At 76.0% G+C, this 13,012-nt stretch carries 14 protein-coding genes and 1 riboswitch; of the genes, 13 read left to right on the forward strand and 1 reads right to left on the reverse strand.

The annotated features are described in order from the left end of the window. Positions 1-51 precede the first annotated feature (51 nt). From IE096_RS23575 to cobC, 13 genes are all read left to right on the forward strand, one after another. On the forward strand, positions 52-843 hold the full coding sequence (locus IE096_RS23575; RefSeq protein ID WP_189454928.1) for an enoyl-CoA hydratase/isomerase family protein: 792 nt from the start codon (positions 52-54) through the stop codon (positions 841-843). A gap of 124 nt (positions 844-967) precedes the next feature. Next, positions 968-1,444, forward strand: a complete 477-nt coding sequence (locus tag IE096_RS23580; RefSeq protein WP_189454930.1) for an Asp23/Gls24 family envelope stress response protein — start codon at positions 968-970, stop codon at positions 1,442-1,444. Positions 1,445-1,454: 10 nt separating this feature from the next. Continuing rightward, positions 1,455-1,655: a hypothetical protein gene (locus tag IE096_RS23585; protein ID WP_189454933.1), complete on the forward strand. Its 201-nt coding sequence runs from the start codon at positions 1,455-1,457 to the stop codon at positions 1,653-1,655. Between the two features lie 3 nt (positions 1,656-1,658). After that, a complete protein-coding gene (locus IE096_RS23590) occupies positions 1,659-2,015 on the forward strand; it encodes an Asp23/Gls24 family envelope stress response protein (protein WP_229820545.1) in 357 nt (118 codons plus the stop codon). Beyond that, complete coding sequence (locus tag IE096_RS23595) at positions 2,012-2,629, forward strand: DUF6286 domain-containing protein (RefSeq protein WP_229820547.1); 618 nt, start codon at positions 2,012-2,014, stop codon at positions 2,627-2,629. Before IE096_RS23590 ends, IE096_RS23595 begins: the two co-directional genes overlap by 4 nt. Positions 2,630-2,693: 64 nt before the next feature. Beyond that, positions 2,694-3,290 (forward strand): alkaline shock response membrane anchor protein AmaP, encoded by a 597-nt coding sequence (gene amaP, locus IE096_RS23600; protein WP_189454936.1) that lies wholly within the window; start codon positions 2,694-2,696, stop codon positions 3,288-3,290. Between the two features lie 127 nt (positions 3,291-3,417). Further along, positions 3,418-3,537, forward strand: a riboswitch (cobalamin riboswitch). A gap of 57 nt (positions 3,538-3,594) precedes the next feature. Continuing rightward, on the forward strand, positions 3,595-4,557 hold the full coding sequence (locus IE096_RS23605) for a cobalamin biosynthesis protein (RefSeq protein WP_189454939.1): 963 nt from the start codon (positions 3,595-3,597) through the stop codon (positions 4,555-4,557). Further along, complete coding sequence (locus IE096_RS23610; protein ID WP_229820548.1) at positions 4,554-6,140, forward strand: cobyric acid synthase; 1,587 nt, start codon at positions 4,554-4,556, stop codon at positions 6,138-6,140. Before IE096_RS23605 ends, IE096_RS23610 begins: the two co-directional genes overlap by 4 nt. Then, entirely contained in the window at positions 6,140-8,269 is a 2,130-nt protein-coding gene (locus IE096_RS23615; protein WP_189454942.1) for a putative cobaltochelatase, read from the forward strand. Before IE096_RS23610 ends, IE096_RS23615 begins: the two co-directional genes overlap by 1 nt. Beyond that, positions 8,269-8,868: a cob(I)yrinic acid a,c-diamide adenosyltransferase gene (gene cobO / locus IE096_RS23620; RefSeq protein WP_189454944.1), complete on the forward strand. Its 600-nt coding sequence runs from the start codon at positions 8,269-8,271 to the stop codon at positions 8,866-8,868. Before IE096_RS23615 ends, cobO begins: the two co-directional genes overlap by 1 nt. Then, positions 8,862-10,232, forward strand: a complete 1,371-nt coding sequence (locus tag IE096_RS23625) for a cobyrinic acid a,c-diamide synthase CobB (RefSeq protein ID WP_189454946.1) — start codon at positions 8,862-8,864, stop codon at positions 10,230-10,232. Before cobO ends, IE096_RS23625 begins: the two co-directional genes overlap by 7 nt. Beyond that, positions 10,229-10,609: a cobalamin biosynthesis protein gene (locus IE096_RS23630; RefSeq protein ID WP_189454948.1), complete on the forward strand. Its 381-nt coding sequence runs from the start codon at positions 10,229-10,231 to the stop codon at positions 10,607-10,609. Before IE096_RS23625 ends, IE096_RS23630 begins: the two co-directional genes overlap by 4 nt. 4 nt (positions 10,610-10,613) lie before the next feature. Continuing rightward, positions 10,614-11,807 (forward strand): Rv2231c family histidinol phosphate aminotransferase CobC, encoded by a 1,194-nt coding sequence (gene cobC, locus IE096_RS23635; protein ID WP_189454950.1) that lies wholly within the window; start codon positions 10,614-10,616, stop codon positions 11,805-11,807. 48 nt (positions 11,808-11,855) lie between these two features. On the opposite strand, the gene IE096_RS23640 is transcribed toward cobC, so the two are convergent. Next, positions 11,856-12,860 carry an SCO1860 family LAETG-anchored protein gene (locus tag IE096_RS23640; RefSeq protein WP_229820550.1) on the reverse strand — a complete coding sequence of 335 codons (1,005 nt, stop codon included), beginning with the start codon at positions 12,858-12,860 and terminating at the stop codon, positions 11,856-11,858. Between the last annotated feature and the right edge of the window lie 152 nt (positions 12,861-13,012).

Below are 13,012 nucleotides of genomic sequence, written 5' to 3' on the forward strand. Positions count from 1 at the left end.
GTGGTTACTGTGCAGTCAACCAAGATGACTGCGGGCAATACGGAGGCCCCCATGACTGCCAGCGACACCTTGCTCGACCAGGACGGCGTACGGCTCACCGTCGATGACGCGGTGGCCACCGTCACCCTCACCAACCCCGCCAAGCGCAACGCTCAGTCGCCCGCGCTCTGGCGGGCGCTGACCGAGGCGGGACGGCGACTGCCGGGCACCGTGCGGGTCGTGGTGCTCCAGGGCGAGGGCAAGTCCTTCTCCGCCGGCCTCGACCGGCAGGCGTTCACGCCCGAGGGCTTCGACGGCGAGCCGTCCTTCCTGGATCTGGCACGCGGCAGCGACAAGGCGCTGGACGCCGAGATCGCCGCGTACCAGGAGGCGTTCACCTGGTGGCGGCGCGCCGACGTCGTCTCCATAGCCGCCGTGCAGGGCCATGCCATCGGCGCGGGCTTCCAGCTCGCCCTCGCCTGCGACCTGCGCGTCTGTGCCGAGGACGCGCAGTTCGCCATGCGCGAGACCAGCCTGGGCCTGGTGCCCGACCTGACGGGCACTCACCCGCTGGTGTCGCTGGTGGGTTACGCCCGGGCGCTGGAGATCTGCGCCACGGGCCGCTTCGTCCACGCCGCCGAGGCCGAGCGCATCGGCCTGGCCAATGTGGTCGTCCCCCTCGCGGAGCTCCCCGCCGCCACCGCCGACCTCACCGCCGCCCTGCTGGCGGCCCCGCGCGACGCGGTCGTCGAGACCAAGGCCCTGCTGCGCGGCGCACTCGACCGTACGTACGAGGAGCAGCGCGTCGCGGAGCGCGCGGCGCAGGCGCGCCGGCTGCGCGACCTCGCGGGCCTCGGGGAGTGACGACGCGCGCCTCGCGCGCCCCGTCCCGCTGACCGGCGGCGGCCCGGACTCGCCCACCATCGACCGAGCGGGGCGCGGCGACCCCGCCTATGGTGGCTAGTGACGGGAAGAGAGGCGAGCGCCGATGACGGACACATCGAGTCAGCCCCACCAGACCGGTCAGAAGTCCGGACCCGCCCCGGGCCGGCACCCCGGCTCGGGCAGGGAGCTGCCCGCTCCCGCCGAGCGGGGCCGCACCACCATCGCCGACGGCGTCGTGGAGAAGATCGCCGGGCTCGCGGCCCGCGACGTGGTCGGCGTCCACGCCCTGGGCAGCGGGCTGTCCCGCACCTTCGGGGCCGTCCGCGACCGGGTGCCCGGCGGACGGTCCGTCGCCCGGGGGGTGAAGGCGGAGGTCGGCGAGGTCCAGACGGCCCTCGATCTGGAGATCGTCGTGGTGTACGGCGTCGCCATCGCGGATGTCGCCCGCGCGGTGCGGGAAAACGTCATCTCGGCGGTGGAACGGATGGCGGGCCTGGAGGTCGTCGAGGTCAACATCGCCGTGACCGACGTCAAGCTGCCGGACGAGGAAGAGGAAGAGCCGGAGCCCAGGCTCCAGTGAGGAGCGCGTGATGAGCATGGCCGTGGCCGGCATGATCGCCGGCATGGCTCTCGGATTCGCCGGCTACTTCGGGGGGTTCGGCGCCTTTCTGCTGGTCGCGGCGCTGGGCATCGTGGGCTTCGTGGGCGGGCGGCTCCTGGACGGCGATGTGGAGCCGGGCGAGTTCTCCCGGCTGCTGCGCCCGCGCGACCGCGACCGGCACGGGAGGTAGGGCGTGGGGGGAGGACGCGCGGTGGTGCCCGCCGAGCGCGGCGCCACCCGGATCGCCGACCGTGTCGTCGCGAAGATCGCCTCCCGGGCGGCCCTGGAGGCGCTGGGCGCCACGGCCCCCGCCGAGGTCCACGCGCCCCCGCGCGCCAGCGTCATCGTCCATGACGGCTCCGCCCGGGTGCGGGTCCTCGTGGAGCTGGACTACCCCGCCGACATCGGCGCCCGCTGCCGCGCCGTGCGCGAGCGGATCGCCCAGCGCGTCGGGGAACTGACGGGCATGGAGGTGCCCGAGGTGCTGATCACGGTCGAGCGGCTGCACTCCGCGCACACCGGCCGGCTGTCGGGGGTGCGGGTGCGATGAGCGGTCCCGTGTCACTGGAGAAGACGGCCGAGGAGGAGGCGCCCCGGGCCGTCGGGGGCGGCCGCGTCCCCCGCTTCCGGTCCGCGCGCAGGCTGCCAGCCGCGCTGGTCGCGGCGGTGACCCTGACCGTCGCCGGGCTCTTCCTCTACGACGTCGCCGCCGTTCGCGCCGGCCGCCCCGCCATGGCCTGGCGCCGGCACCTGGCCCATGAGCTGGCGACCCGTCACCTCGGTGACGGACTGGTGGTCGCCGGCGCGGTGGTGGCCGTCCTCGCCGGCTGCTGGCTGCTCGTCCTCGCCCTCACCCCGGGCCTGCGCGGAGTGCTGCCGATGCGCCGCGCGGAGGGCGCGGGCGACGACGGGGTCCACGCCGGGCTGGAGCGCGGGGCGGCGGCCCTGGTGCTGCGCGACCGGGTGATGGAGGTCCCCGGCGTCCAGGCCGTCCGCGTCGACGTGGGCCGGCGCGTGGTCCGCGCCCGGGCCCGCTCCCACTTCCGGGACCTGGACGAGGTGCGGACGGACGTGAACACCGTACTGGCCGAGGGCGTCCGGGAGTTGGGGCTCGCCCGGGAGCCGTCCCTGTCCGTGCACGTACGACGCCCGGCGAAGAGGTGACCGGGGTGGGGTGGTCCGAGCGTGGCCCGGGGCGGTCCTCACGATGTCCAGGGGGGTTCTCGCGATGCTGAGGACCGTCAACCGGCTGCTGACCGGGCTCGCCGGGGCGCTGCTGGTGGCGCTCGGCGCCGCCGTGCTGATCGGCGCGCTGGACCTGCCGCGCCGCTGGGGCTTCGAGCTGCCGTCGGCCTGGCCGTTCACCGGCCCGGACGACGTGCTGCTGCCCGGCGCGGACCTGCGGAGGTGGCGCGGCAGGGGATGGTGGTGGCCGGTGGTCATCGCCGTCCTGGCCGTCGTCGTCCTGCTGTCCGCGTGGTGGCTCTCGGCCCAGGCCCGCCGGGGCCGGCTGCGCGAGGTGGTGGTCCACAGCGGCGGTGGAGAGGTGGCGTCGGTGCGGGGGCGGGCGCTGGAGGAAGTGATGGAGGCGGAGGCCGAGGACGTACCGGGGGTGGAACGGGCGGCCGTCGTGCTGTCGGGACGCCGGACGGCGCCCCGGGCACGGATCGTCCTGACGCTGGGGGCGCGCGGGGCACCGGGGGTGGCGTTGGCGCGGTTGCGCGAGGAAGTGCTGCGCCACGCGCGGGTGTCGGCCGGGCTGACGCGCCTCCCGGCGGAGGTGCGGTTGCGGGCCGTGCGGCACCGGGCGGAACGGGTGGGGTGACGGGGCTCCGCCCCGCTCGCCGCCGTCGGCGCCCCTCCCCCGTGGCGACGGCGGGGGCGCAGGTCAGGGCGAGTTGACGCCCCTTCCCACCGCGTGGTGGACTTCCGGAGCCAAACGGCGACAGCAGAGGAAGCCGGTGCGAATCCGGCGCGGTCCCGCCACTGTCACCGGGGAGTGTCCCCCCAACCGATGGCCACGGCGCGAGCCGGAAGGCCGGGGGCGGCGCGGATCCGGGAGCCAGGAGACTCTGGTCGCCGTCACGTCGAGCCAGGGCGCGGACCCTGAGTGAGGACACCGCTTCGCCATGCCCGGCCGCGATCGCTTCTCCTTCGCGTACGGCGCCGCCCTCGGGTTCGCCTGCGACCTGCTCCTCGGCGACCCCCGCCGCGGCCATCCCGTCGCCGCGTTCGGCCGGGCCGCGCAGGCCGTCGAACGCCGGCTGTGGCGCGACCACCGGGGGTACGGCACGCTCCACACCCTTCTCTGCGCCGGTGGCGCGGTCGCCGGGGCCGGGCTGCTGACCCGCGCCGCGCGCCGCCACCGCGCGGCCGAGATCGCGCTGACCGCCGCCGCCACGTGGTCCGTCCTGGGCGGCACGTCCCTGGGCCGGGAGGCCCGGGCCATCGGCGGCGCGCTGGCCGCCGGGGACGTGGAGGTCGCCCGGGAGCGGCTGCCGCACCTGTGCGGCCGCGACCCGCAGGCGCTGGACGCCCAGCAGATCGCGCGGGCCGTGGTGGAGTCCGTCGCCGAGAACACCTCCGACGCCGTCGTGGGCGCCCTCGTCTGGGGCGCCCTGGGGGGCGTGCCCGGGCTCGTGGGCTTCCGGGCGGTCAACACGCTCGACGCCATGGTGGGTCACAAGTCGCCCCGGCTGCGGCGGTTCGGCTGGGCGTCGGCCCGGCTCGACGACGTCGTCGGCTGGCCGGGCGCCCGGCTGACCGCCGCGCTCACGGTCCTCGCCGGGCCCGACCCGCGCGGCGCGCTGCGCGTGGCCCGGCGCGACGCCTCCCGCCACCCCAGCCCCAACGCCGGGCCGGTCGAGGCCGCCTTCGCCGGGGCCCTGGGCGTACGGCTGGGCGGCACCCTCGCCTACGCGGGGCGCGTCGAGCACCGCCCGGTGCTGGGCGAGGAGAACCGTCCGGTGCGGACGGCCGACATCGAGCGCGCGGTCCGGCTCTCGCGCCGGGTGTCGCTGCTGGCCCTGGGGACGGCGGTCACGGCCCGTACGGTGGGCAGCCTGTTCAGGAACACGGGGAGGAATCGGTGACAGTCTCGGTGACAGCCGACAGGAGCGGGCGCACGGGCCCGCCGGGCGGGGGCCTGCTGGTGGCCGGGACCACCTCGGACGCGGGCAAGAGCGTGGTCACGGCCGGCATCTGCCGCTGGCTGGTCCGCAAGGGCGTCAAGGTCGCGCCGTTCAAGGCGCAGAACATGTCCCTCAACTCCTTCGTGACGCGCGACGGCGCGGAGATAGGGCGCGCGCAGGCCATGCAGGCCGCCGCCGCCCGCGTCGAGCCCAGCGCCCTGATGAACCCGGTGCTGCTCAAGCCCGGGAGCGACCGCAGCAGCCAGGTCGTCCTCATGGGCAAGCCGGTGGGCGAACTCAGCGCCCGCGGCTACCACGCGGGACGCCAGGAGCAGTTGTTCGGCACGGTGACGGAGTGCCTGGCCGAGCTGCGGCGCACCCACGACGCCGTGATCTGCGAGGGCGCCGGCAGCCCCGCCGAGATCAACCTGCGCCGCTCCGACATCGTCAACATGGGCATCGCCCGCGCCGCGCGCCTGCCCGTGGTCGTCGTCGGCGACATCGACCGGGGTGGCGTCTTCGCCTCCTTCTTCGGTACGACAGCGCTGCTCTCCCCCGAGGACCAGGAGCTGATAGCGGGTTACGTGGTCAACAAGTTCCGGGGCGACGTGAGCCTGCTGGAGCCGGGGCTGGACATGCTGCGCGACCTGACGGGCCGGCGGACGTTCGGCGTGCTGCCGTTCGCCCACGGCCTGGGCATCGACGAGGAGGACGGCCTGCGGGTGTCCCTGCGCGGCGCGGTCCGCGAGTCCGTGGTCGCCCCGCCGCACGGCGCGGACGTCCTGCGGGTCGCCGTGTGCGCGGTGCCGCTGATGTCGAACTTCACGGACGTCGACGCGCTGGCCGCCGAACCCGGCGTCGTCGTGCGGTTCGTGGACCGCCCCGAGGAGCTCGCCGACGCCGACCTGGTCGTCGTACCGGGCACGCGCGGCACGGTACGGGCGCTCGCGTGGCTGCGCGAACGCGGGCTCGCCGACGCGCTCGCGCGGCGGGCGGCGGAGGGCCGCCCGGTGCTGGGCATCTGCGGCGGCTTCCAGCTGCTGGGCGAGCGGATCGACGACGACGTCGAATCGAAGGCGGGCACGGTCGAGGGCCTGGGCCTGCTGCCGGTGCGCGTGCGGTTCGCGGTGGAGAAGACCCTGGCCCGGCCGGTCGGCGAGGCCCTGGGCGAGCGCGTGGAGGGCTACGAGATCCATCACGGCGTGGCCGAGGTGCCGGGCGGGGACGAGCCGTTCCTGGACGGCTGCCGGGTGGGCGCGGTGTGGGGCACGCACTGGCACGGCTCGCTGGAGAGCGACGGCTTCCGCCGGGCGTTCCTGCGCGAGGTCGCGAAGGCGGCCGGACGGGCGTTCGTCCCCGCGCCCGACACGTCGTTCGGGGCGCTGCGGGAGGAGCAGCTCGACCGGCTGGGCGACCTGATCGAGGAGCACGCGGACACGGACGCGCTGCTGCGCCTGATCGAGGACGGGGTGCCGGGCGGGCTGCCGTTCATACCGCCCGGGGCGCCGCCACTGACCCGTTCCCTCCAGGGAGGCAACCGCTGATGTCCTCGTCCACCTATCCGTCCGCCTACCCGTTCACCGCGATCGTCGGTATGGACGACATGCGGCTGGGCCTCCTGCTCAACGCGATCTCGCCGTCGATCGGCGGCGTCCTCGTGCGCGGCGAGAAGGGCACCGCGAAGACCACCACGGTCCGGGCCCTGGCGGCGCTGCTGCCCGAGGTCGTGACCGTCACGGGCTGCCGGTTCTCCTGCGACCCGGCGGCCCCGGACCCCCACTGCCCGGACGGGCCGCACGGTGGCGGTGAACAGGCCGTCCGCCCCGCCCGGATGGTCGAGCTGCCCGTCGGCGCGTCCGAGGACCGCCTCGTCGGCTCGCTCGACATCGAGCGGGCGCTGGGCGAGGGCGTCAAGGCGTTCGAGCCCGGTCTGCTGGCCGCCGCGCACCGGGGCGTGCTCTACGTCGACGAGGTCAACCTGCTGGGCGACCACCTGGTCGACTCGCTGCTGGACGCGGCGGCGACCGGTGTCTCCTCCGTCGAGCGCGAGGGCGTCTCCGTCCGCCACGCCTCCCGCTTCCTCCTCGTGGGCACCATGAACCCCGAGGAGGGCGAGCTGCGCCCGCAGCTCCTCGACCGCTTCGGACTGACCGTCGAGGTCGCGGCCTCGCGCGAGACCGAGGAGCGCGTCGAGGTCGTGCGCCGGCGTCTCGCCTTCGACGAGGACCCGGCGGCCTTCGCCGCCAAGTGGGCGCCGGAGGAGGACGCGCTGCGCGAGCGCATCGCGGCCGCGCGGGCGCTGCTGCCGGGCGTACGGCTCGGGGACGGCGCGCTGCGCCGGATCGCGGCGGTGTGCGCCGGGTTCGAGGTGGACGGGATGCGCGCGGACATCGTGACAGCGCGCACCTCCGCCGCGCTGGCCGCGTGGGCGGGGCGAACCGATGTGACGACGGCGGACGTACGGCAGGCGGCACTGCTGTCGCTGCCCCACCGGCGCCGCCGGAACCCCTTCGACGCGCCCGGTCTGGACGAGGACAGGCTGGACGAGATCCTCGCCGGGTTCGAGGACGAGGAGCCCGAGCCGGAACCGGAGCCGGAGCCGGACGGTCCTGAGCCGGACGGTGACGGCCCCGAGGGCCCGGAGGGCCCGGACGACGGACCGGACGACGGACCGGGTGGCGGCCCGGACGGCGGTGGCCGGCCTCCGCGGGACGCGGGCGACGGACCGGCCGCCACCACCACGGACGACGTACCGCCGCAGCGTCAGGAGCCCGGACACGAGCCCGCCCGGCAGGAGGCGTCGGCCTCCGGGAGCGACGACGGCGGGGAGGCCCCCGCTGTCGCAGCCTCCGAGCCGTTCCGGACCCGGCGGTTCACCGTCCCCGGCCTCGGCGAGGGCGCCGACGGGCGCCGCTCGCGCGCGCTCACGGCGCACGGCCGGACGACGGGGGCGCGCCGCCCGCGCGGGGGCGCGCTGTCGAAGCTGCACCTCGCCGCGACCGTCCAGGCCGCCGCCCCGCACCAGCGGGCGCGGGGCCGGGGCGGTCCCGGGCTGGTCGTCCGGCGCGACGACCTGCGCGAGGCCGTGCGCGAGGGACGCGAGGGGAACCTGGTGCTGTTCGTCGTGGACGCCTCCGGCTCCATGGCGGCCCGCAAGCGGATGAGCGCGGTCAAGGGCGCGGTGCTCTCCCTGCTGATGGACGCCTACCAGCGCCGCGACAAGATCGGGATGGTGACGTTCCGGGGCACCGGCGCGACGGTGGCGCTGCCGCCGACGTCGTCCGTCGAGGCGGGCGCGGCCCGGCTGGAGAAGCTGCCGACGGGCGGCCGGACGCCGCTGGCGGCGGGCCTGCTCCAGGCCCACGAGGTACTGCGCGTGGAGCGCATGCGCGACCCGTCGCGCCGTCCGCTGCTGGTCGTCGTGACCGACGGACGGGCGACGGGCGGCGTGGAACCGCTGGCGCGCGCCGCGCGCGCGGCCGGGCTGCTCGCGGGCTCCGGCATCGCGTCGGTGGTCGTGGACTGCGAGGCCGGCCCGGTGCGGCTCGGCCTGGCGGGCGAGCTGGGCCGGGCGCTCGGCGGGCCGGTCGTGACCCTCGACGACCTGCGCGCGGAGAATGTCTCCGCGCTGGTACGCACCGTACGGAACACCGACTCACGGAGGGCCGCGTAATGCCCCAGGGACAGCCGACCGTCGTACCCGACGACGGGCTCACCACACGTCAGCGCCGCAACCGGCCGCTGGTCCTCGTCCACACCGGCATCGGCAAGGGCAAGTCGACGGCGGCCTTCGGGCTGGCGCTGCGCGCCTGGAACCAGGGCTGGCCGATCGGGGTGTTCCAGTTCGTGAAGTCCGCGAAGTGGAAGGTCGGCGAGGAGAACGCGCTGCGGGTGCTGGGCGCCTCCGGCGAGGGCGGCACGGTCGACTGGCACAAGATGGGCGAGGGCTGGTCCTGGATCCAGCGCGACAGCGAGCTGTCGAACGAGGAGAAGGCCCGCGAGGGCTGGGAGCAGGTCAAGCGCGACCTGGCGGCGGAGACGTACCGGCTCTACGTGCTGGACGAGTTCGCGTACCCGATGCACTGGGGCTGGATCGACACGGACGAGGTGATCGAGGTGCTGCGGGACCGCCCCGGCACCCAGCACGTCGTCATCACCGGCCGCAACGCCCCGGAGAAGCTGCTGGACTTCGCGGATCTGGTGACGGACATGTCCAAGGTCAAGCACCCGATGGACGCCGGCCAGAAGGGCCAGCGGGGCATCGAGTGGTGAGTACGCACGTCCCCCGCCTGGTCATCGCCGCGCCGGCCTCCGGCAGCGGCAAGACCACGGTGGCCACCGGCCTGATGCGGGCCTTCGCGGACGCGGGGCTCGCGGTCTCCCCCCACAAGGTGGGCCCCGACTACATCGACCCGGGCTACCACGCCCTCGCGACCGGCCGTCCGGGCCGCAACCTCGACGCCTACATGTGCGGCCCGGAGCGCGTGGCCCCGCTGTTCCTCCACGGGGCGGCGGGCTGCGACGTGGCGGTCGTCGAGGGCGTCATGGGCCTGTACGACGGCGCGGCCGGGCAGGGCGAGCTGGCCTCGACGGCCCATGTGGCGAAGCTCCTGCGGGCGCCGGTGGTGCTCGTCGTCGACGCGTCGTCGCAGTCGCGGTCGGTGGCGGCGCTGGTGCACGGCTTCGCCTCCTGGGACCCGGAGGTCCGGGTCGCGGGCGTCATCCTCAACAAGGTCGGCTCGGACCGCCACGAGACGCTGCTGCGGGAGGCGCTGGAGGAGTCGGGGGTGGCGGTGCTGGGCGCCGTGCGGCGGGCTCGTACGGTCGCCACGCCGAGCCGCCACCTCGGGCTGATCCCGGTGGCGGAACGGCGCGCGGAGGCGCTGGAATCCGTGGCGGCCCAGGCGGACCGCATCCGCGAAGGCTGCGACCTGAAGGCCCTCCTCGCCCTGGCCCACAGCGCCCCGCCGCTGGCGGAGGAGCCGTGGGCCCCGTCCCCGGACCCCCGCTCCTCAAACGCCGGAGGGGCTGGATATGCCCCCGTGATCGCCGTGGCCGGCGGTCCTGCGTTCACGTTCTCGTACGCCGAGCACACGGAGCTGCTCCGAGCCGCCGGCGCGGAGGTGGTCACCTTCGACCCCCTCCACGACGAGGCCCTCCCCGACCGCACCAGCGGCATCGTCATCGGCGGCGGCTTCCCCGAGATGTACGCCGCGGAGCTGTCCGCCAACGAACCCCTGCGCACGGCCGTGGCGGAGCTGGCCCGCTCGGGGGCCCCGATCGCCGCCGAGTGCGCGGGCCTGCTCTACCTGGCCCGCACGCTCGACGGCAAGCCGATGTGCGGCGTCCTCGACGCCGACGCCCGGATGTCGGAGCGGCTCACGCTCGGCTACCGCGACGCCGTCGCGATCGCCGACAACCCGCTCGCCGCCGCGGGCACCCGCGTCCGGGGCCACGAGTTCCACCGCACGGTGATCGAGCCGGCGGCGGGCGCCACTCCCGCGTGGGGGTTCACCCACCCCCGCCGTCAGGTGGAGGGCTTCGTCCAGGACGGTGTGCACGCCTCCTACCTCCACACCCACTGGGCGGGCGTCCCCGGCACGGCGTCCCGCCTCGTCGCGCGCGCCCGGCGATGAGGGGCGCGCTCCACATCGGCGTCGGCGGCTGCCGGGACGTGTCCCGCGACGAAGTGGTGTCACTCGTCGAACGGACCATCGAGGAGGCGGGCGCCGTCGGCGCCGCGATCGCCGCCCTCGCGACCATCGACGTCAAGGCGGACGAGCCCGGGCTGCGCGCGGCGGCCCGCCGCCTGGGGGTGCCCCTGACCGCGTACGGCCCCGGCGCCCTCGCCGCCCAGCCCGTGCCCCACCCCTCCGACGCCGCCCGCGCGGCGGTGGGAGTGGCGAGCGTCGCGGAGGCGGCCGCGCTCCTGTCGGCCGGGCCGGGGGCCGTCCTTCTCGTGGGGAAGCGGAAGTCCGCGCGAGCGACGTGCGCGATCGCCTGTACCGTCTGATTTCATGCACATATCCCAATCCGCGCGCACCGCTCACGCGCCGACTCCCGAGCCCGACCTCCGGCACCACGGGGACGTGGAAGTACGCGGCATGGGCGCCGAGTTGACCGACCTCGCCGTCAACGTGCGGACCGGGACGCCCCCGGAGTGGCTGCGGGAGCGGATAGCGGAGTCGCTGGGCACGCTCGCGGCGTACCCCGACGGGCGTGCCGCCCGGCGGGCCGTCGCCGCGCGGCACGGGCTGCCGGAGGAGCGGGTGCTGCTGACGGCGGGGGCGGCGGAGGCGTTCGTCCTGCTGGCGCGGGCCCTGCCGGTGCGCCGGGCCGTGGTGGTGCACCCGCAGTTCACCGAGCCGGAGGCGGCCCTGCGGGACGCCGGGCACGCGGTGGAGCGCGTCGTGCTGACCCCGGAGGAGGGGTTCCGGCTCGACCCGCGCGCGGTGCCCGGGGACGCGGATCTGGTGGTCGTCGGCAACCCCACCAACCCCACCTCCGTGCTCCACCCGGCCGGCGTCCTGGCCCGGCTGGCGCGGCCGGGCCGGATCCTGGTGGTGGACGAGGCGTTCATGGACGCGGTGCCGGTCGAACGGGAGTCGCTGGCCTCCCGCACCGACCTGCCGGGGCTCGTCGTGCTGCGCAGCCTCACCAAGACCTGGGGGCTGGCGGGGCTGCGCGTCGGCTACGTGCTCGCCGCGCCCGACACCGTGGCCCTGCTGGAACGGGCCCAGCCGCTGTGGCCGGTCTCGTCACCGGCGCTGGTGGCGGCGGAGGCGTGCAGCGCGCCGCGCGCGATGGCCGAGGCCGCGCTCGCGGCACACGTGACCGCCGCCGACCGGGCCCATCTGCTGGCCCGGCTGGCGGAGTTCCCGGAGCTGACCGTGCAGGGCCCGGCGGCGGGGCCGTTCGTCCTGGTCCGGCTGCCGGGGGCGGCGGCGGTGCGGTCGCGGCTGCGCGGCCTCGGCTTCGCGGTGCGCCGGGGCGACACGTTCCCGGGGCTGGGCCCGGACTACCTCCGCCTCGCGGTCCGGGACCGCGCGACGTCGGACCGCTTCGCCACGGCCCTGCGGACCGCTCTGGACGACCTGAGCGGCCGGTCCGCCGCGACGGACGGCCCGGACACCCCGCGCGCGGCCCGCGGCACGTCCGGGCCGGCGGCCGGATCGGGCAACGACCTGACCGAGGCGCAGGAGACGCGCTGAGCGCCCCCGGGCGCGCGGCCGTCCGGCGGCCGCCCCGCTGCCGTCCGCTCAGCCCTGGCTCTCCTCCCGTCGGCTCTCCTTGCGGCGCCGTGCGGCGATGAGGGCGCCTCCTCCCCCGACGACCAGCAGCCCGGCCGCGGCGGCGACGTAGGGGGTGGCGGAGCCACCGCCGGTCTCGGCGAGGTCGTGGCCGGCCGGTTCGGCGGTCCGTTCGGCGGACGCCTGCTTCGCCTCCGTGCCGACGCCGGTGCCGGTCCTCGCCGGCGCGCCCGGGCCGTCGTCCCCGGGCTTCACCGGGTCGGAGGGCCGGTCCGCCGGGGACTCGCAGGAGGCCCGTACCAGCGTCACCTTGCCCACCACCTTGGCCACGCCCAGCGCCAGCGGGTCTACGGAGACGTCCAGGTCGAGCGCGGTGGCGGCGGCGGTGCGGGAGGTGGTGACGGTCTTCGACAGGTCCAGCCGCACGTCGCCCACCCCCGGCACGGTCACCTTGGTCGGGCCGTTCGGCGTGAGGGTGACCTTCTTGCCGAGCACGGAGACCGAGCCCAGCAGGTTGGCGGTGGCCTTCGGCTTCGCGCCCGCCTCGCAGACGGCCTCGGAGGTGACCTGCTGGAGCTCGATGAGCGAGCGCAGGGGCAGGCCGGGCAGGTGCACCTTGGCGTGGACGAGGTTGGCGTAGCCCTTGGCGGCCCGGCGGTCGGCCGTGGCGCGGGAGGTGGCGGCCTCGGCGCGCAGGATGTCGACGGCCTTGCCGCCCTCGATGCCGTCGAGGGTGACGGTGAGCGCGGTCTTCGAGGCGTCGGCGGGCGCGTGGACGTCGTCGATGGCGGCCTCGACGGGGACGTGCGCGGCCTTGCCGAGCAGGGAGACGTCAAGCCCGGTCCGCAGGACGGTCGCGTCGGCCCGGCCGGTCCCGGAGCCGGATCCGGTGTCGGTGGCGCTCGCGGGCACGGACGTGGCGCCCAGGGCGAGCGCGGTCGCGGTGACCGTCGCGGCCAGGGCGGCGAACCGGTGCGCGGGCATGCCGAAGGAAGAGCTGGTGGTGCTGAACACGTGTGTGGAACCCCCACGGGAGAAAGGAGCCGCCGGCGCGCCAATGGGGGACATCGCGCGCTGACGGCTTGACTCCGCAATGTTCGGGGCCGGGAGGGTGAACGGGCGGCCCTCTACCGCCAGTTCACTCCAAAGGGTGGGTTTCGTGCTCG

The sequence above is a fragment of the Streptomyces abikoensis genome (genome assembly GCF_014648775.1).
Taxonomy (GTDB): domain Bacteria; phylum Actinomycetota; class Actinomycetes; order Streptomycetales; family Streptomycetaceae; genus Streptomyces; species Streptomyces abikoensis.